The organism is Bacillus sp. I-2, from assembly GCF_001974945.1.
Taxonomy (GTDB): domain Bacteria; phylum Bacillota; class Bacilli; order Bacillales; family Bacillaceae; genus Bacillus; species Bacillus safensis.
Genome location: NZ_LZRW01000022.1, coordinates 466,689 through 485,498, shown reverse-complemented (window position 1 = coordinate 485,498; position 18,810 = coordinate 466,689). Strand labels below are relative to the sequence as shown.

Annotated in this window: 16 protein-coding genes; 7 read left to right on the top strand and 9 right to left on the bottom strand. The window is 41.2% G+C overall.

Annotated features, from left to right (window positions below):
- Nucleotides 1-10: 10 nt before the first annotated feature.
- The 3 genes from BAE31_RS08750 to BAE31_RS08740 are packed head-to-tail and all read right to left on the bottom strand — an operon-like array spanning nt 11 to nt 3,711.
- Nucleotides 11-1,153, bottom strand: a complete 1,143-nt coding sequence (locus BAE31_RS08750) for a Ger(x)C family spore germination protein (protein WP_076840213.1) — start codon at nt 1,151-1,153, stop codon at nt 11-13.
- Nucleotides 1,143-2,240: a GerAB/ArcD/ProY family transporter gene (locus BAE31_RS08745; RefSeq protein ID WP_076840212.1), complete on the bottom strand. Its 1,098-nt coding sequence runs from the start codon at nt 2,238-2,240 to the stop codon at nt 1,143-1,145. The genes BAE31_RS08750 and BAE31_RS08745 overlap by 11 nt, the downstream gene beginning before the upstream one ends.
- The gene (locus BAE31_RS08740) at nt 2,230-3,711 is read right to left on the bottom strand and encodes a spore germination protein (protein ID WP_076840210.1); all 1,482 of its coding nucleotides are present in this window, start codon (nt 3,709-3,711) and stop codon (nt 2,230-2,232) included. Before BAE31_RS08740 ends, BAE31_RS08745 begins: the two co-directional genes overlap by 11 nt.
- A 746-nt stretch (nt 3,712-4,457) precedes the next feature.
- Between BAE31_RS08740 and pgsB the strand changes: the two genes are divergently transcribed.
- From pgsB to BAE31_RS08720, 5 genes are all read left to right on the top strand, one after another.
- Nucleotides 4,458-5,639, top strand: coding sequence for a poly-gamma-glutamate synthase PgsB (pgsB, locus tag BAE31_RS08735; RefSeq protein WP_024423670.1), 1,182 nt, complete (start codon nt 4,458-4,460; stop codon nt 5,637-5,639).
- Nucleotides 5,640-5,654: 15 nt separating this feature from the next.
- Nucleotides 5,655-6,104 (top strand): poly-gamma-glutamate biosynthesis protein PgsC, encoded by a 450-nt coding sequence (gene pgsC, locus BAE31_RS08730; protein WP_007497520.1) that lies wholly within the window; start codon nt 5,655-5,657, stop codon nt 6,102-6,104.
- An 18-nt stretch (nt 6,105-6,122) separates the two neighbouring features.
- Nucleotides 6,123-7,289, top strand: a complete 1,167-nt coding sequence (locus BAE31_RS08725) for a CapA family protein (RefSeq protein ID WP_024423669.1) — start codon at nt 6,123-6,125, stop codon at nt 7,287-7,289.
- Complete coding sequence (gene edmS, locus BAE31_RS19630; protein ID WP_087976066.1) at nt 7,286-7,456, top strand: extrachromosomal elements maintenance protein EdmS; 171 nt, start codon at nt 7,286-7,288, stop codon at nt 7,454-7,456. The genes BAE31_RS08725 and edmS overlap by 4 nt, the downstream gene beginning before the upstream one ends.
- A 108-nt stretch (nt 7,457-7,564) precedes the next feature.
- A complete protein-coding gene (locus BAE31_RS08720) occupies nt 7,565-8,788 on the top strand; it encodes a C40 family peptidase (protein ID WP_076840208.1) in 1,224 nt (407 codons plus the stop codon).
- A 56-nt stretch (nt 8,789-8,844) separates the two neighbouring features.
- On the opposite strand, the gene BAE31_RS08715 is transcribed toward BAE31_RS08720, so the two are convergent.
- Both BAE31_RS08715 and BAE31_RS08705 read right to left on the bottom strand, forming a co-directional pair.
- Complete coding sequence (locus BAE31_RS08715; RefSeq protein WP_170871282.1) at nt 8,845-9,726, bottom strand: Cof-type HAD-IIB family hydrolase; 882 nt, start codon at nt 9,724-9,726, stop codon at nt 8,845-8,847.
- Between the two features lie 361 nt (nt 9,727-10,087).
- Entirely contained in the window at nt 10,088-11,053 is a 966-nt protein-coding gene (locus BAE31_RS08705; protein WP_076840203.1) for an LCP family protein, read from the bottom strand.
- Nucleotides 11,054-11,311: 258 nt separating this feature from the next.
- Between BAE31_RS08705 and BAE31_RS08700 the strand changes: the two genes are divergently transcribed.
- The gene (locus tag BAE31_RS08700) at nt 11,312-12,676 is read left to right on the top strand and encodes a sugar porter family MFS transporter (protein WP_076840201.1); all 1,365 of its coding nucleotides are present in this window, start codon (nt 11,312-11,314) and stop codon (nt 12,674-12,676) included.
- 136 nt (nt 12,677-12,812) lie between these two features.
- Nucleotides 12,813-14,210, top strand: a complete 1,398-nt coding sequence (locus BAE31_RS08695; RefSeq protein WP_076840200.1) for a bifunctional glycosyltransferase family 2 protein/class I SAM-dependent methyltransferase — start codon at nt 12,813-12,815, stop codon at nt 14,208-14,210.
- A 13-nt stretch (nt 14,211-14,223) separates the two neighbouring features.
- Here BAE31_RS08695 and BAE31_RS08690 read toward each other — a convergent pair whose 3' ends face one another.
- From BAE31_RS08690 to kduD, 4 genes are all read right to left on the bottom strand, one after another.
- Nucleotides 14,224-15,369 (bottom strand): Ger(x)C family spore germination protein, encoded by a 1,146-nt coding sequence (locus tag BAE31_RS08690; protein ID WP_076840198.1) that lies wholly within the window; start codon nt 15,367-15,369, stop codon nt 14,224-14,226.
- On the bottom strand, nt 15,366-16,466 hold the full coding sequence (locus BAE31_RS08685) for a GerAB/ArcD/ProY family transporter (protein WP_076840196.1): 1,101 nt from the start codon (nt 16,464-16,466) through the stop codon (nt 15,366-15,368). Before BAE31_RS08685 ends, BAE31_RS08690 begins: the two co-directional genes overlap by 4 nt.
- Before the next feature lie 3 nt (nt 16,467-16,469).
- On the bottom strand, nt 16,470-17,936 hold the full coding sequence (locus BAE31_RS08680; RefSeq protein ID WP_041087955.1) for a spore germination protein: 1,467 nt from the start codon (nt 17,934-17,936) through the stop codon (nt 16,470-16,472).
- Between the two features lie 103 nt (nt 17,937-18,039).
- On the bottom strand, nt 18,040-18,810 hold the full coding sequence (gene kduD, locus BAE31_RS08675) for a 2-dehydro-3-deoxy-D-gluconate 5-dehydrogenase KduD (RefSeq protein WP_041087957.1): 771 nt from the start codon (nt 18,808-18,810) through the stop codon (nt 18,040-18,042).

Sequence of the window (18,810 nt, the reverse complement as noted above, 5' to 3'; positions counted from 1 at the left end):
CTTCCTTTTCTTAACTAATAATACCTGTTTGTGTAATGTTCACTTTCACTTTTGGAATGATTTTCACCTTCGGATAATCGGTGACCCAGTTCATTTTTATATATTCATCATAGTGTTTTACCCTATATTTTCTGCCAAGGCTTAGGACGTCAGAATTTGCTTCTTGCAGGGCCGCAATGACTCTTTCGGCGTCTTTAGTCAAAATAGCTGACAGCTTTTTATTTAACATTTTAATTTTCTTGTCTGTATCTAAATTATCTTTCGGATATTCAATAATAGAGGTATTGAATTCAAACTCAAGAGAGAAGGTTACGTTTCGATGATCAGGATTGACGATTTTAATGTCTCTCTTTGTATCGGTAACTTGAATGCTGATGTAATTGTTCTCCTTTGATTTCATATCACTTCTTACTTTTTTTGTGAAGTTTGCATAACTGCCCATTTTTCCATCCATGATGGTGAGCAGAATGGCATCCTGCGCATAAAGTTCACCTTTCTTTTTCTCATTATCAAATAAGGCGACCCCCCTTACACTCGTTAACTTTTTTGAATTATCGTAGTAGAGTAATGGCAGTGTGAAATCCTCGCCGGTTTGCAGCATTTTGGACCGGATGTTTTGAATGTTCTTAGGTGCAACTTGTGAGGAGCGTGATGCAGAAGTGATCAGGTTGTTTAAATAGTCGCTCACAATCAGTTTTTCCTTGAGCAGAGAATTGATTAAGTCCACACAGCTCCCGCCTTGCACCACCGCCAAGTTTGCGAGCAAAGGGCTTTTGGGATCGCGATAAAACATATCTAAGTAAGGGAGCAGTCGGTTTTGGGCAAATTCATCACCGATTAGCAGCACCCGCATTTTCGACAAATCAATTTTTTGGTCTACACTCCGGCTAAAGTTGCTTCTTGCTTTTCTTAAAGTAGGCGCCTCGGTTGTGAGAACAGTAGTTAAATAACTGCCAGTATTCCCTTGCTGCATACTTTGAGATTGCTGCACCTTTCGATAGGTAATTGAATATTTCGCATTGTCATCTTCTCCTTGATCAACGGCTGAAGTTAAAACAAGAGAGATGTCTTTTAATAGGTTTTGATCCCAGCAGCCAGGCATGAAAATGAGAGAAACACACATAAGCAGCGTCAACATGTACTTATGATGCATATGATTTCACCTTCTTTTTGCGGTGTTTGATCAAGATGATAACGGCCATTATGATCGGAAGTGTGTAAATAAATGAATATTGTGCAGCGGTAGTGAAGTCGTTGAATCGCTGTATTCTAAAGTTATCAGTTGAGAGAAAACAGCTTGCAGCATAAATCAAAATGGCAAAATAATAGACATATTTTTTGTGTTTTTTTTTCTTCAGTATACTCGACACACCATTTGCACAAAAGTACAGGTAATTACTTAGTGTGGCTAGAATGACAAAGACCCAAAAGCTTAGGAAAATTAAATCTGTCCGCTCAATGACACCGAATGTAATGGTTTTTAACAGATACAAAACAGGATTCGGGATGACATCAAGCTCAGCCGGGCTGAAAAACATAAAACAAATTAATGTAATAAATAGGTAGTAAAGCGTCGTGCATATATTTGAAATGGTCATCACTTTATATCGTTGCTTAATGGTGCCCTTCATCAGTGGAGAGATGATCAAAATCATCTCGAATCCATTCATTGACAGTACCACGTCCTTCAATCCAAGCTGAAATTGAGAGATATCCGTTTGGAAAAAAGGCAGGAGGTAATCAATATTGGTTCCTTTCAATGAATAGAACATCAATAGAGAGAGCATGAGCAAAAAAGGAGTTAAGATAAAATTAAACCTGACAATGGCTGTAATTTGCTCCTTTGCGATATAGACAATGCATATCATCAGTAATAGGTTAATCACCCAGTTTGGTGTGAGCGGGAGCACCCATATGCCAAGAATCCTTGTGAATATAGAAAGGACCACAATGCAAACCGAAGCAAAGTATACCGTATAAAGCACGACCAAGGTGCGTCCAATCCATTTTCCAAAGACCTCAATCAGCGTTTGAAAGAATGACGTTTCTGGATATTTGTAGATGATATAAAGAAAAATGGTATTGATGATCTGGATGAAAAAACAAGCTAAAATAATTGCCATCCAGCCATCGTGTCCCATGTCTTTCATCAGCAAATGGGGGAGCGCTAAAATACCAACACCAATTTGAGACTGGATGATAAAAAAAACAGCTTGAGGTGGAGATATTTTATTTTTCATTTTTCTTTTCCCACCCTCTCAGTTCTTCAATTTGTTTTTTCTTCTGCGGATTTAAATAAACAGGGCGGTTTTTGTACATCCACATTGGGAGTCGAACTACAGTATCTTTTAAATCCTGCCAGTTAAAAGGAGTAACAGATGATAAATATGGTACCCCTAGTGATTCTAAGCGGCATAAATTCATGAGAATAATGGCGAGCCCAAATGAAATGCCAATAAAACCAAACATTGATGCCATAAACATGAGCGGGAAACGAAGCATCCTGATGGTGGACGTCATTTCAAACGATGGAAGTACAAATGAAGCGACAGCCGTCACAGCGACTACAATCACTTGGACATTCGAAATAAGTCCTGCTTGTACAACCGCATCCCCAATGACCAAACCACCTACGATTCCAATGGTCTGCCCGATTGGTTTAGGCAGACGTACCCCAGCCTCCCGTATAAGTTCAATCGTGATCTCCATCAGCATAGCCTCTATCAATGGAGGAAAAGGAATGCCAATAATAGAGTTCTTCATCGTAATAGCGAGTTCATCTGGGACAACCTCATAATGAAACGCAATAACAGCAATATAAAAAGATGGCAATATAACTGCGATGATGCAAGCAAGATAACGAAGAATACGAATAAACGTAGCAGGAATCCAGCGGCTGTTATAATCATCTGGTGACTGAAAGAAACTAAAAAACGTGATAGGCAGAATGATGGCCATTGGACTGCCATTCATGAGTACGACTATCCTGCCTTCAAGGATCGCAGATCTCACCTTGTCTGGACGTTCTGTGTCAATCAGCTGCGGGAAAATAGAAAATGAATCTTCCTCAATTGCCTCAACGATAGAGCCAGGACTTATCAGTGTGTCTACTTTAATAGAAGAAATCCGTCTGTTGACCTCTTCGACCTTTTCTGGATTGGCAATATCAGATATATACACCGTCGCAAGCTTTGTTTCCGATTTTGTACCGACCTTATGATATTGAATGGCGAGCTTCCGATCATTTAAATGCGAACGCAGTAAGTAGATATTGGTATCAATACTTTCAACAAACCCATCATGTGCGCCGGCGATAATACTTTCAGAAGATGGCTCCGAAATAGAGCGCAGCGGCGGCTGTCCGACAGCAAATAGCTTGATTTGCGAGGAGTTTTCATCAAGAAAGGCAATACTTCCTGCAATAATACTGTCTGTGATCAGCGTCAAGTCGCCTGTTTCAAGTGTGCTAAGAGATTTTGTATAATCCTGCTTTCCAGGAGGGCCTAACAAGTTTCCGATAATGAAATCATTTAGCTTTCCTTCATCTATTCTTGTTTTAATAAAAAACAGCGCAGATTTCGTTTCATTCACCATCAACTCTCGGTATTCAAAATCGCCGCTTTGCTGAAATGTTTTTTTTAGGATACGGATTTTTTCCTCAAAGCTTCCTGATAAAAAGTGCAGGCGTGTTTGCTCATTATTGTTTGGCATCTTTAGCCTCCTCTCACAGATTTTTTATCCATAGTGTAAGCGGAGAAGCGAATTTTATTCGTCACCTTTGGGGAAAGCATGACATGAGCTGACAATTTTCAACTAAATTCATATTAAAAATGTTAAGAAATGATGAATCTTGATAAAAACAAATGAATAATGTTTCATTGTTTAGGTCATAAGGTGCGAATCTCGTAAAGAGAAGGTACACCGAAACGATCAATATTTTACATCTTATCCCAATTTTTTGTGACCTGAAAATAAGCAGATGACTTGATTTTTTTAGATGTGACCTTTGTCATAGGTCAACGCGCAGCAATCTGACCAATGAGAATGACTTTCTAACCTGTTCATTCAAAAATATAAAACATTCCAAAACACGCACTATTCATTTAAAGCACTGATATGACTGTTGTTATAGAGAAGAGCGGGCTTTAAAACATTGATTCAAAATACATCTTAATAATTGTCAAAAAATTTAGGGAGAAAAGGACAAAAGATTTTTGGATCATTGATGGTAACGCTTTCTCATGAATTCAGCAGAAATTCAGACTGATTTTTGTCCGCCTTTTGACCTTTTCATTTAAAGGATGGATAGGCAAAAAAGCCTTCTGATTAGAGGAATTTGGCATACGAGGAAGTGAAAGATTATGTTACATAATACCGATTGTGATTTTATGCTGAACAGATATACTGTTGATTGAATTTACATATCACACTCATAAAAAAAGGAGATGTAGATAGCGATGTGGTTAATCGTTATAGCCTGTGTCATCATGTTAGGGATTGGCTTTATTGAAAAGAAGCGTCATCAGAAAAATATCGATGCCCTGCCGGTGCGCGTCAATATTAATGGTATTCGCGGAAAGTCTACCGTCACAAGATTGACAACCGGTATCTTAATGGAGGCAGGTTATAAAACTGTCGGTAAAACAACGGGAACGGATGCAAGAATGATTTATTGGGATACGCCAGAGGAGAAACCGATTAAAAGGAAACCGCAAGGACCGAATATCGGAGAGCAGAAAGAAGTTATGAGAGAAACAGTTGAAAGAGGAGCAAATGCCATCGTCAGTGAATGTATGGCGGTAAATCCAGATTACCAAATTATCTTTCAGGAAGAGCTGCTTCAAGCAAATATTGGCGTGATCGTAAACGTTCTTGAAGACCATATGGACGTCATGGGGCCGACACTTGATGAAATAGCAGAAGCCTTTACAGCGACAATTCCTTACAATGGACACTTGGTTATTACGGATAGTGAATATACAGATTTCTTTAAAGAGATTGCGAAAAAACGCAACACAGAAGTCATTGTTGCAGATAATTCCAAGATTTCCGATGAGTTTTTGCGGAAATTTGAGTACATGGTTTTCCCAGATAATGCTTCACTGGCACTTGGTGTTGCCCAAGCATTAGGGATTGATGAAGATACGGCATTCAGAGGAATGTTAAATGCGCCGCCTGATCCAGGAGCGATGAGAATTCTTCCATTAATGGACGCGAAAACACCTGGACACTTTGTTAATGGATTTGCGGCAAATGACGCAGCATCTACATTGAACATTTGGAAGCGTGTGAAAGAAATTGGATATCCAACAGATGAACCGATTATTATTATGAACTGCCGTGCAGATCGGGTAGATAGAACGATCCAGTTTGCGGAGGATGTACTTCCATATATTGAAGCAAGTGACCTTGTCTTAATTGGTGAAACAACTGATCCAATTGTGAAGGCATATGAGGAAGGGAAAATTCCGGCTGACCACTTACACAACCTTGAATATCAATCTACAGAAGAAATTATGAATATGCTTGAGAAAAAGCTTCATAATCGAGTGGTTTATGGAGTCGGCAATATCCATGGTGCCGCTGAACCGTTAATCGAAAAAATTCAAGAATACAAAATTAAGCAGCTTGTCAGCTAGGAGGAAATATAGAAAATGTTCGGATCAGATCTTTATATCTCGTTAATTTTAGGTGTTCTACTTAGTTTAATCTTTGCAGAAAAAACAGGAATCGTACCAGCTGGACTTGTTGTTCCGGGTTATCTGGCGCTCGTATTTAACCAGCCAGTCTTCATTTTAGTCGTCTTATCTGTCAGCTTGCTTACGTATGTGATCGTTCGCTTTGGCTTATCAAAATTCATGATTTTATATGGACGCAGAAAGTTTGCTGCGATGCTGATTACAGGGATTGCCTTAAAGCTGATATTTGATTTCTTCTATCCAGTGGTCCCATTTGAAATAGCAGAATTCCGCGGAATCGGAATCATCGTCCCTGGATTGATTGCGAATACGATTCAAAAGCAAGGTCTTACAATTACCCTTGGAAGCACGTTACTTCTAAGTGGTGCAACATTTGCCATCATGTATGTTTACTATCTATTTTAAGATAAGGTGTGTCCAATGATGAATAAAAAATTGAGCTTTCAGGAAAAGCTGCTGAAAATCACAAAGAATCAAAAGAAAAAGACGAATAAACACGTACTAATTGCTTTACCGATCGTCATTGCTTGTACATTTCTATTTACGTTTATCGGGAAAGCACAAGTGCCAACTGTACAAAAGAATCCAGAAAACATCCTGACCGCTTCGTTTGTCGGTGACATTATGTTTGGAAGAAACGTAGAGAAAGTAACAGACCGCTATGGAAAAGAGCATCTCTTTCGTTATGCCAAGCCATATTTTGATGTGTCAGATTATGTGACAGGTAACTTTGAACATCCTGTCGCATCAGATAAAGAACAGGCAGCGCAAAAGAATATTCATTTAAAAACTGATGAAGATTCTGTCCAAGCGTTGAAGGATTTAAATTTCTCTGTCTTAAACTTTGCGAATAACCATGCGGCAGACTATGGTGAAAAAGGACTGAACAACACGATCAATGCCTTTGAACAAAATGGCATGGATTATACAGGTGCAGGTCGTAACCTCCAAGATGCGAAGCAGAACATTTCGTACAAAGAAGTAAATGGTGTCAAAATTGCTACACTTGGTTTTACAGATGTGTATGGGAAAGATTTCAAAGCAACGAATCGCCAGGCGGGTATTCTGCCAGCCGATCCATCTATCTTTATTCCGATGATTTCGCAGGCTGCTGAAAAGGCAGATCTCGTCGTTGTTCATGCTCACTGGGGACAGGAGTACAACAATGAAGTAAACGACAGACAAAGAGAATTGGCAAGAGCGATGTCTAAGGCCGGAGCCGATATCATTATCGGTGCTCATCCGCACGTCCTTGAACCAATGGAAGTCTATAACGGAACGGCGATTTTCTATAGCCTAGGAAACTTTATTTTTGACCAAGGCTGGTCAAGAACACGTGATTCTGCACTTGTTCAGTATCATCTGAATGAAGATGGAAAAGCGACATTTGAAGTTGTCCCAATGTACATCAAAGAAGCAACACCTGCTCCAGTAAAAGCAGGATCTCTAGAATCAAAAGCCATTATCCGTATGCTGACCAATGGAACGAATGCGGATTGGAAAGAAAAAGACGGACACATTTTCTTTGAAGTAGATCACGCTGATAAAGTTAAAAACTTAAAAGAAAACGGAGGGAAAGAGAAGAAATGAAATTCCTAAAAGCAAGCTGGCCGTTTGTTGCGTTAATTTTAGTCTTTGTCTTTATGTCTGCTTTTAAATTTAGTGACAGTCTGACAGATCACGAAAAACAAAAGATTTCGGTTGAAATGCAGAAAATTGAACAGCAAAAGCAGTCAAAAGCGGAAGCAGGTAAATAACCTAAAAAGGATAAAGGGCACGCACATCGCGTGCTCTTTTTTTGTCGAAATACGGTGTAAAATGAAAGGTGTCATGACGAAACTATAGAAGAAAGGAGGGAAAGGATCATGAAATGGAAAGGAATGTTGATTGGAGGGTGTGCGCTCGTAGGGCTGATGTTCATGTCCCAAACAGTGGTTTCTGCTCAAACACCATCTCTTTTGGAGCAAGCGGAAAAGCTCATTGGAACACCTTATCATAAAGGAGGAACCGATCCAAAAACGGGCTTTGATGCATCTGGGTTGATTCAATATGTGTACAAGACATCCGAAACATTTGATTTGCCGCGGAAGGTAATCGACCAATATCAGATTGGAAAAAAGGTATCATGGGATAAAGCGCAGCCCGGTGACCTTGTGTATTTCCGAAGCCTTGAAGAAACGAAGGATATCCCAACACATGTGGCGTTGTACGCTGGGAACAATCAGGTGATCCACATCACGCTTAGTCAAGGTGTGGTGAAAACAGATGTCAGTAAAAGCAAATATTGGACTGATCGATTTTATGCGGTCAAACGACTGCCCGGTACGCAAGAAATTTCTGATGACCCTCTTGTGAAAGATGCGCTGACCTATTTAGGAATTCCTTATGTGTTTGGAGGAGCAGATCCAAAGAATGGATTCGATTGCTCAGGATTTTTACAGTATTTATTTGAAAAATCGCTTGGGATTTATTTACCTCGAAGTGCTGAACAGCAGTGGATCGTTGGAGAAAAAGTGGCATTAGGCGATATCCGCCCTGGGGATTTTGTCTTTTTTAGCAACACATATAAGCCCGGAATTTCTCATGTAGGTATGTATATTGGAGGCGACCGCTTTATTCATGCGAGCCGTTCTGAAAGTGTGACAATTTCTTATTTATCTGAATCGTATTGGCGCGAGAAATGGACAGGTGCGAAACGATTAACAGATCTGGAGCTTGCGAAAGAGGATCCTATCGTATCAAAAGCCGCTACGTATATTGGTGAAGTCCCTTATGTCAAAGGCGGTACGAACCCAAAGGAAGGATTTGATACAGCAGGGTTCACGCAGTACGTGTATCAAAAAGTGCTTGGCATTGAGCTGCCTCGCTATGCATCAGGTCAAGTTAAAGCAGGTACACCTGTGAAACGTTCTGAGCTTAAGCCGGGAGATCTTGTCTTCTTCAGCGGTACATCATTGATGCCGGCGATATATGCAGGATCAAATCAAGTCATTCATGTGACGGTCTCAAACGGTGTTGTTTTAACCAATATGAAAACAAGTACGTACTGGAAGGACAAATATGAAACGGCTGTTAGAATCAAAAAATAAAGAAAAAGCCCGATCAATACTTGTATCGGACTTCTGGACTTCTCTCTAGGCGCTGATCAGACAAGCGTCTTTTTTTCATGGAATTGATTTTGTAAAAGAAGATCAATAAAATAAGCGACACCGTCTTCATGATTTCCTTTTGTGATGAAGGTGCTCTTTTCTTTAATGACATCAACAGCATTCCCCATTGCAATGCGGTGGCCTGCTTCTTCAAACATAGAAAGGTCGTTTGGGCTGTCACCAATTGCATAAATATGTGAGCGGTCTACACCATAATGGGCTGCGAGCTTTTTCAGGGCATGTCCTTTTCCAGACTCTTTTGGCAGCACCTCAATAATATGTTTACCAGACGAGGTCAATGAAAGCTCGGGCATGTCTGAAAGAAGATTTCGTGCTTCGTTCAGTTTGTTCATATCAAACGAGAAGCAGAGTAATTTATAGGTCGGTTCGTTCGACTCAAAAATCTCACGGATATCATCCACTGGTTTGATGCCAAATTGTTTAAATTGCGTCATGGCTCCTTCCCATAGATCAGCGTGATCCTCATTTGGGTTTGCGCTTTTGATCAGATCAAATTCTGCTTTCAGCTTCTCTTTTCCATCAAAAGGAGAGAGGAGAGCATCATCTGTATAGACTTCAAAGTAAATGTTTCGTTCCACTAGTGCCTTTGCAGCCCGCTTGCCCGCTTCTTGGTCCAATGTGATACGGCTGAAGAGCTCGTATCCTTCTGTATGGACAGTCCCGCCGTTTGCCGCAATAATGGGGATGTCCAAATCGCCAAGCAGCTCCTTTACATCAAAAGTTGCCCGCCCTGTACAGATGGTCACAATATATCCAGCATTCTTCGCACGAATCAATGCCTCTCGGTTTTGAGCGGATATTTCACTTTTTGTATTTAAGAGTGTACCGTCTAAATCAATTGCAATCATTTTTTTCATCGCTGTCAAATCCTCCTTCATTCATGCAATAGCCTCTTCAAAGTATGTACGATTTCCTTCATTCTCATAAAAAAGGAAGGTTGATTCCTCTCTATCAAGGCTAAACAAAAATGAGTGAATGATCAAGGAAATAAGAAAAAGCGCCCCTTAGGGACGCTTCCAGCGTGTAGACAAACCCTCGCACTCCGTGTCAGGTCTGCGCTCCGGTACTCACGAATCTCAAATTCGCTCTGTTCCGGTGCTCGCCCTTCCTAGATTGCAAAGGTTTTCTATCACGCTGAAAAGAAGACAAAGGGCTAAAATCAAGATCATTTTAGCCCTTTGTCAACAATCTAAAAGCGCCCCAAAGGGACGCTTTTATTTATGATAATTCAAGCTGCTTCTTCAATTCTGTTTTTACTTCGTTCAGCTGGTTTTGATCCAATTGGAAATAATAAACGCCGTTTGGCTGGTAATCAGATCCTTTAAGCTGAATGGTATCAACCGATTTCAATGAGGTCAGAAGCGGGAAAAGACCAACTAACTCCTTCATAGAAAGGGTGGTTGACACATTATCACCGAGTGTATCAATGATATTGTCGTATGACGGAATAGATGTTAATGATTTTGATTTATCAAAAATGGCTTTTAACACTTCCATTTGTCGCTGGCCACGCATTAAGTCACTATCTGCTTTTCTCGTTCTCACATATGCGAGCGCTTGATCACCATCTAGTGTATGAGTTCCAGTTTGAAGCACAACCTTGCCTTTTGTATCCTTTTTAATCTGTTTCACAAGGTACTCATCCTTGATGTTAATAGGAACACCGTTTAATTCGTTGACGATTTCTTTAAACGCTACGAAATTACTTTGGATGACAAAATCGACCGGAATATCTAGTAAATCTTCAACTGTGCTCACTGTTAGATCTGCACCGCCAAATGCGTGTGCGTGAGTAATTTTATCAAAACCGTGGCCTGGAATATTAACGTATGAATCCCTAGGAATGCTTAATAATTTAACGGTTTTATTTGTGCGGTTAATGGTTGCCAAAACCATTGCGTCACTTCGTGCTTGTTTCACTGTTTCGCCCGGTCTGCTGTCAATTCCAAGCAGCAAGACAGAAAAGCTGTCTTTTCCTGGATCGAATGCTTCAATTCGTTTCACAGATTGTGCGCCGCGATCAAGAGATACTTGAGCCTTTTTGGCAGCATTTGTTATTTTATAGTAGGCATAGCCTGTAACTGAAGCAGTTGTCAGTAAAAGAATACTAATGATAAAAAGAGTGACTTTCACCCATGGTTTTAAACGCTTTTTTCCTTTGCGTTTACTTCGTAATTGATCCATATATTTTAAACCCTCGCTATGATTTTATAGTAAAGATGTCCTTCTTTCTGCTTACAAACTAAAACAAATATACCTTAAAACGGGATATAGTGCGACATTTTTTTCACTAACGCTTAATTGACGTTTTCTTCTCGTAAAAAGTTTCAAAGATACACAAATGAAATATATTTGTCATAAAACATCGAAATGTTTGAAATGACAGGAAGTGAGGAAAATGACTTTTCATAAGAGTACAGAGATAAAAGTGGGGTTATGTAAATGAAAAATCGGAATGGATGGCTTTATTTCTTCGGCGCCCTTGGCGGTGCTTTATATGGCTATGATACAGGTGTCATCTCTGGCGCCATCTTATTTATGAAAGAGGATTTAGGTTTAAACGCGTTTACGGAGGGGCTTGTCGTCAGCTCGATTTTAATCGGGGCGATGCTCGGTTCCTCTCTTTCTGGAAAGCTGACAGACCAATTTGGGCGGAAAAAAGCCATCATCGCCGCAGCTATTTTGTTTATTATCGGCGGATTTGGTACAGCTTTTGCACCGAATACAGAAGTGATGGTCTTATTCCGAATTGTGCTAGGGCTCGCTGTCGGGTGCTCGACAACGATTGTTCCATTATATTTATCTGAACTTGCGCCAAAGGAATCACGAGGGGCACTCTCCTCTTTAAACCAGCTCATGATCACATTTGGCATTCTTCTTGCCTATATTGTGAACTACGCTTTAGCAGATGCAGAGGCATGGCGCTTGATGCTTGGAATTGCGGTGGTTCCTTCTGTTCTTTTATTATTCGGGATTTTGTTTATGCCGGAAAGTCCCCGCTGGCTGTTTGTCCACGGACAGGCTGACCGTGCGAAGGAGATATTATCTAAACTCAGAAAAAGTCAGCAAGAAGTGGAAGAAGAAATTTCAGATATTCAAAAGGCGGAAAGTGAAGAGAAAGGCGGTTTTAAGGAATTATTTGAGCCATGGGTACGCCCAGCATTGATTGCCGGTGTCGGCCTTGCCTTTCTGCAGCAGTTTATCGGTACAAATACGATCATTTACTATGCACCAAAAACATTCACAAGTGTTGGCTTTGGGAATTCAGCAGCGATTTTAGGAACTGTCGGAATTGGTGCAGTGAATGTCATCATGACGTTTGTTGCCATTAAAATCATTGACCGTGTAGGGCGTAAAGCGCTGCTTCTATTTGGGAATGCAGGAATGGTCCTTAGTTTAATTGTTCTGTCAGTGGTCAACCGATTTTTTGAAGGATCAACAGCTGCAGGATGGACAACCGTTATTTGTTTAGGTCTCTTTATCGTCATCTTTGCTGTCAGCTGGGGTCCAGTCGTTTGGGTGATGCTCCCAGAGCTGTTCCCAGTACACGTCCGGGGAATCGGTACAGGCGTCTCGACCTTCCTTCTTCATACAGGAAATTTAATCATCTCGCTGACATTCCCAGCTTTATTAAGCGCGATTGGTATCAGTAATCTTTTCCTCATATATGCGGTCATTGGCGTAGGCGCCTTCTTATTTGTGAAATACTTGGTGACCGAAACGAAGGGGAAAAGTCTTGAAGAAATTGAAGAAGATTTAAAAAAGAGAAATCGTGCCGTCGCAAGTGGCGAAGGAAAAACGGTATGAACAATGGCCAGCTGCCGTGTGCAGCTGGTTTTTCTATGTTAAACAAACGTTTAATCAAGAAAGGACATTCCCTCATCTTCTGAACGTGCTGCCTATCACATACATATGGAACAGGCGGGAGAAAGGTGGAAATGAGATGAAAGGGAAAACAAGCATTGTCATGCTGACGTACAATGAACTGCATTTGACGAAAACATGTATCGATAGCATTAAACAGCATACGAATAGTGACCAATATGAACTCATCATCGTCGATAATGCGTCAACTGATGGCACGAAGGAATATGTAAGAGAGCTGGATGATGTGATTTTCATTGATAATGAAGAGAATGAAGGTTTTGCAAAGGGATGTAATCAAGGGGCAAAAAAAGCTTCAGGAGACAGCATTCTCTTTTTAAATAATGACACGATCGTGACGGAAAATTGGCTTTCTCCATTAAAAGAGGCGCTATTCGCTTCAGAACGAATTGGGATGGTGGGACCCGTCTCTAATTATGTGAGCGGCCCTCAGATGGTCCAGCCATCGTATACAGATGTGAAGGAACTCCCAGCCTTTGCTAAGGAGTATACGTCTAATAGAAAAGGTCAGAGAACTTATGTGCACCGGCTTGTAGGGTTTTGCTTGCTCGTGAAAAGAAAGCTGATCGAGGATGTGGGATTATTTGATGAGCGGTTTGTATATGGATCATTTGAGGATGACGATCTATGTTTGCGTTCATTACTAAAAGGATATCAGCTGCAAATTGTGCATGATTCCTTTGTGCATCATCATGGTCATGCTACCTTTAATGCCAATCAAGAAACAAACATCTCTACACTGTTTACTGAGAATAGACTTCGATTTTTAGATAAGTGGGGCATAGATCTAAATTTGATCACTCCTCATCCGTATTTTGTGGAATTACTCCCTGAGGACGCTGCACACGTGCTGGATGTTGGATGCGGCGCAGGGGCTACTGGGCTTGAACTAATGAATCGTCAGTCTGTACACATGTACGGGGTAGAGGCGGATACGTTAAAAGCAGCGGTCGCAAAGGCGTATTATGAAGAAGTCATCGAGGCAAATGCAGATGAATACCCATGGTCAGAGAAAGAGGCCTTTTTTGATGCGGTCATTTTTTCGGATGTTTTAGAGCATGTGTCAGATCCTTGGCACATCATTGAGCAAGCGCACGCCTCTTTAAAGCCAGGCGGTGTCATCATTTGCTGCCTGCCTAACATGATGCATGCAGAGGTGCTTCTTCCTTTGATGACAGGTGATTTTACGTATCAAGATGTAGGAATCTTAGACCGAACCCATATACGGTTCTTCACACCAAACACCATGCGTGCGCTTTTCCCAGACCAATTATTTGAACGCGTGATCGAGCAGCGGATCAATGTACAGATTGATCAAAACGTTCAATTGTTTTTTGACGAGGTGGCAAGAATAGGATCGTCACTCGGCTTTCAAACAAAAGCGTTGTCTGATCAAGTGACTTTGTATCAGCTTCTCATTGTCGTACGTAAAAAAGGCGGCTCTCCTTTGGGATAACCGCCTTTTTGTATTACCATTTGAAGCTTTTCGTTGCACCTTCTGCACCAAAGTTCAAAATGCTCACTTTGATGTCATACGTTATGTCTGCTTCTTGAAATAGTTTGTCCCATTCATCTCGATGCTGATCCCAATATTCAGGATACTTAATACGAAACTGCCGGCTTAAAAAAATAGGATCGACACCTACTTCATGTTGCATATGACTGACCGTTTTTTGTATGCGCTCTTTAATTTTACGAGAAAAAACCTTCTCAAATCGTTTGATGTACTGTTCATCGTATGAGTTTTCAGGGGGATATTGATCCTCTGACAATTTTCCATTTGTTTGTACGCTAATGTGAAAGGAAATCTTTCCGTCTTTCAGGTAGGGTTCAATCTTGGTTTTGGCTTTTTTAATTTCATACGTAATCGGAAAGCCTTTGTAGGTGGCGGGTACAACACCGCCTGCGATACGGTCCATCACCCAGTTTAAATATTGTACATCCTGCGCAGAGATGAAACCGATCAGCTTTCTTGTTTTTCCGTGAATGATACCTGCCCCATCATAAATAATTTCACCGTCTACCGCATCTACACTTTGTACAAGGAAGCTAACGCCCATTTGAAAATAATCAGATGCCCGGCCAATACGTGTTGGCAGTGCGATCTTTCCGTTAAAGCTTCGGTTTTTGGATGTTTCGAAGATATGTTCAACCGGAACCTTTTGCTGTGATTTCAATTTTTGGTTGATGACTTTTGACGCATCTCCTCGTGACACGAGGAGATAGCTGCTGCGCCGAACCTCATCATCTCGAATAAAATGATTAAGTGTTCCTTGAATATCGTGATGCTCCGCTTGATTTCTGCCAAACAAGAAGATTTTCAGGTGATCACTATAGATCGGCGGGTCCTTCAAGGCGACATTACTGACAGCCTCCAGCACATTTTTTCCCTTCGAGACGACATTCACATAGCCGGGAGAATCGGCTTCTTGTGTTCCGCCTGTTTTCGGTACAAGGTTTTGATAGGTCAGCTTAACTCCATTCTCATCTTGTTCATCAATGCCAACACCGCGTACAAACGATAGTTTTTCAATATCCTTTAAGTCCCAGCAGCCTGCTGATAGAAGAAAAAGGCAGCAGGAAAAAAAGAATAACAGTATACGCCTGCCTCTCATGCAGAACGACCTCCCCATTTTTTGCGTATCATCAGCAGGATAGCTGTAATAAAAGGAATGGCTAATACCGCGAACAATGCGTAGCCGAGTAAAGTAGAGTAGTAAAAGACTTCATTGATATTTCTAGGAAAAAGTGAGAGTGCCGATGTTATTAAAAATAGCAGCCATAGCAGTCTCGTTATATTGGTTGTTTTAAAAACGGTGAAGCAGCCTTTAATCGCAAACTGGAAAAAGCCCAGCATACAAATGAACTGCTGGCACGTCCAAATTGTCAGTAAGAATATATCAAATCGTTCGATAAACACCCCTTCAAGTTCAAGCGCTTGAATGAGGGAAACCGTCGGCCAAGTGAGAGATTTTGTTTCTCCTACTGTCATGGAGCCGATTACAATAAAAAGTGTAAGTGAGTAAACGAGGGTTGTAATGCCAACTCCAATGGCAGCAGCCCATTTCGCCTTCGACCACTTGTCTTTATAAATGAGTGGCACGACAAACAAAATCACTTCAAACCCTGTAAATTGAATAAAGGTTTGAGAGAACAGGTTACTAAAATCTTTAAAACCATGCGCCATCACAGGGCGCAAATAATCAAAATCAAATATTTTTAAACAAAACAGCATGAGCGCTATGTAAATGACCATTGTGATCGGATAAATATAGGTCACCATTTTGACGACTGGAAGGATACCGCTTTTTAAATGATAGATCGCCACAAGTAAAAATATCATCACAATCACGGTCATGGGAGTCGATTGTAGTAGGAAAAACTGAACCACTTCCCCAAGGACACGTGCTTCAAAGCCGACAATGCCAAGTAAATAGGCGATCAGCATTAAATTAAAGATCGTGCCAAAGAATGCCCCTGCTCCTTTTGTATTTGACTCAAAGATGGTGTCTGGTGCATTCTTTTCGGCAATCCACCCCAACAAAAAAGCAACGAAAGCAAAGATGACTCCCTGTATTAATACAATGATCCAGCCATCAGGGAATCCTGAATTGGCAGAACTGCGTGGAATGGTTAAAATTCCAGCGCCTATCATTGTAGAGCTGCACAGAATGGTGACTTGTAACAATGATAGCTTTTCAGGTCTGTACATCGTTTAATCTCCTTGTCTTTTGAGATTTTTTATTTTTGCTGTTTTTGGTCTAGATTTAAATAGCCCGATTGGTAAACGAACGTACGTATCCTTTAAATCTGAAAACGGTGAAGACAACACTGGTGTGAAATAGTCAAAACCAAAAGTCTTTAACTGCATCAAGTGACAAAGCACAAATAAATAACACATGATTAAACCGTATAATCCAAACAATGCTGAACTAAAAATGGCCATAAACCGCAAAATACGCAGTGGGAAACTAAAATCATATGACGGTGCCGTGAAGTCAGCCAGTGCGGTCAGCGACACAATAATCACCATTAAGGCACTGACGATATTGGCTTGGACAGCTGCCTGACCAATAATAACGCCGCCAATGAGTCCAATTGTCTGTCCAATGGCTCTTGGAAGCCGTAGTCCAGCTTCCCGCAGAAGCTCTATTGTAAAAGACATGAGAATGGCTTCGACAACAGGAGGGAAGGGAACATTCTGCCGGCTACCTGCGATGGTGAGTGCCATTCTTGTCGGTAATAAACCGGGATGATAAGAGACGAGAGCAATATAAAGCCCGGGTAAAAAAATCGTGAGCAGAACGGCAATATAACGAAGTAAACGCAAAAGAGTCGCGCTTGTCCACCTCTGATAATAATCCTCCGGTGATTGCATTAAAGCTGTAAGTGTCATAGGTAAAATGAGGGCAAAAGGAGTCCCATCGAGCAAAATCGAGACTTTGCCTTCAAGCACAGATGCAATCACCCGGTCAGGACGTTCTGTGTTTTGAATCTGTGGAAAAATGGAGATGTGACTGTCCTCAATCAACTGTTCAATATAGCCGGTTTCGGGGATGTCATCCATTTTGATTTCGGCCATGCGTGATAGAACATCTTCTACTAGTTTAGGATCAGCAATATCACGAACATATACAAGAGCAGCGGATTTTTTATTGCGAGTACCTATACTTACTTTTTGAATCACAAGATTAGGGTCGTTTGCCCGTTCACGGAGTAAAGCCGTGTTTTTTTCAAGATTCTCAATAAATCCGATCCGCGGTCCTCTTACAAGAACTTCAGATTGCGGCTCTTCTACTTCCCTAAATTGAAAAAGATTTGTATGGAGTGCAAGTGCTTGAGCCGCTCCATCTACAAATAAAATAGCCTTGCCGCTATATAACTGCTCGATGGCAAGGTTCATATCATCCAGCACATCACTTTGAATGCCAAAGAACGTTTTTGAAAGGGAGGAAAGAGTAGCAGAACCTACCTCAGTGATGTCCAGTTCCTTTTGCATTGGTGAAATGATTTGCTTAGAAAGCAACTCAAATTCTGTGAGTCCTTCAACGTACACGAGACATGCAGAAATAGTGGAAGGACCAAATGAAAAAGAGTGGAACACGATATCATCACTTCTTCCGGCAAAGCTTTTGACACGCTTAATGACGGACGCTATATCTTGTTCAATACGACTTTTCATAATACCTCACCCTCATCACATGTTTTTTATAGAGTGACTCGGAAGGTGGAGAATTATGCAAATAGAAAAAAGAGAATCCCCGAATAGGAATTCTCTCGTATATTTATCTCGCAAGCCAGCCCCCATCAACTGCTAAAATGTGGCCGTTCATATAATCAGAAGCTGGTGAGCTAAGGAAAACAGCAGCACCGGCTAGATCCTCAGGCTTTCCCCAGCGTCCGGCGGGGATTCGTTTGAGAATCTCTTCATTTCGATTTTCATCGTCCCGAATGGCTTGTGTGTTATTGGTCGCAATATACCCAGGAGCAATCGCATTCACTTGAATATGCTGGCTCGCCCATTCGTTTGCAAAAGCCTTCGTCAGCCCTGCGACTGCATGCTTGCTTGCTGTATAAGCAGGGACAAAAACGCCGCCTTGAAACGATAGAAGGGAGGCGATATTGACGATTTTCCCTTGCCCGTTTTTCAGCATCTGCTGTCCAACCTTTTGCGTGAGGAAAAAGAGACTGTTGATATTCACATCCATGACTGTATGCCAATCTTCCTCTGAATAGTGAACCGCCTGCTCTCTTTTGATGGTTCCAGCATTATTGATTAAAATATCAATCGTATGCTTCTTTAATATGGCGTCGACATCCTGCTTTGCAGTTTGAGGATCGGAAAAGTCAACCTGAATCGCATGAAATGTTCGGCCTGCCTGTTCGACAAGCGCCTTTGTTTCTTCAAGCGGTGTATGATGATATGTGCCGATGATATCTGCACCTGATTTGGCAAGCGCCACGGCAATGCCTTGCCCAATGCCAGTTCCAGGGCCTGTCACAAGGGCTGTTTTTCCTTCAAGGGAAAAGAGGGACGCTGCATATGATGTTGTCAT

What these genes read in the sequence shown, in the direction of transcription:
- BAE31_RS08750 (WP_076840213.1), bottom strand. Translation starts at nt 1,153, where the DNA reads ATGCATCATAAGTACATGTTGACGCTGCTTATGTGTGTTTCTCTCATT.
- BAE31_RS08745 (WP_076840212.1), bottom strand. Translation starts at nt 2,240, where the DNA reads ATGAAAAATAAAATATCTCCACCTCAAGCTGTTTTTTTTATCATCCAG.
- BAE31_RS08740 (WP_076840210.1), bottom strand. Translation starts at nt 3,711, where the DNA reads ATGCCAAACAATAATGAGCAAACACGCCTGCACTTTTTATCAGGAAGC.
- pgsB (WP_024423670.1), top strand. Translation starts at nt 4,458, where the DNA reads ATGTGGTTAATCGTTATAGCCTGTGTCATCATGTTAGGGATTGGCTTT.
- pgsC (WP_007497520.1), top strand. Translation starts at nt 5,655, where the DNA reads ATGTTCGGATCAGATCTTTATATCTCGTTAATTTTAGGTGTTCTACTT.
- BAE31_RS08725 (WP_024423669.1), top strand. Translation starts at nt 6,123, where the DNA reads ATGAATAAAAAATTGAGCTTTCAGGAAAAGCTGCTGAAAATCACAAAG.
- edmS (WP_087976066.1), top strand. Translation starts at nt 7,286, where the DNA reads ATGAAATTCCTAAAAGCAAGCTGGCCGTTTGTTGCGTTAATTTTAGTC.
- BAE31_RS08720 (WP_076840208.1), top strand. Translation starts at nt 7,565, where the DNA reads ATGAAATGGAAAGGAATGTTGATTGGAGGGTGTGCGCTCGTAGGGCTG.
- BAE31_RS08715 (WP_170871282.1), bottom strand. Translation starts at nt 9,726, where the DNA reads ATGAAAAAAATGATTGCAATTGATTTAGACGGTACACTCTTAAATACA.
- BAE31_RS08705 (WP_076840203.1), bottom strand. Translation starts at nt 11,053, where the DNA reads ATGGATCAATTACGAAGTAAACGCAAAGGAAAAAAGCGTTTAAAACCA.
- BAE31_RS08700 (WP_076840201.1), top strand. Translation starts at nt 11,312, where the DNA reads ATGAAAAATCGGAATGGATGGCTTTATTTCTTCGGCGCCCTTGGCGGT.
- BAE31_RS08695 (WP_076840200.1), top strand. Translation starts at nt 12,813, where the DNA reads ATGAAAGGGAAAACAAGCATTGTCATGCTGACGTACAATGAACTGCAT.
- BAE31_RS08690 (WP_076840198.1), bottom strand. Translation starts at nt 15,369, where the DNA reads ATGAGAGGCAGGCGTATACTGTTATTCTTTTTTTCCTGCTGCCTTTTT.
- BAE31_RS08685 (WP_076840196.1), bottom strand. Translation starts at nt 16,466, where the DNA reads ATGTACAGACCTGAAAAGCTATCATTGTTACAAGTCACCATTCTGTGC.
- BAE31_RS08680 (WP_041087955.1), bottom strand. Translation starts at nt 17,936, where the DNA reads ATGAAAAGTCGTATTGAACAAGATATAGCGTCCGTCATTAAGCGTGTC.
- kduD (WP_041087957.1), bottom strand. Translation starts at nt 18,810, where the DNA reads ATGACAACATCATATGCAGCGTCCCTCTTTTCCCTTGAAGGAAAAACA.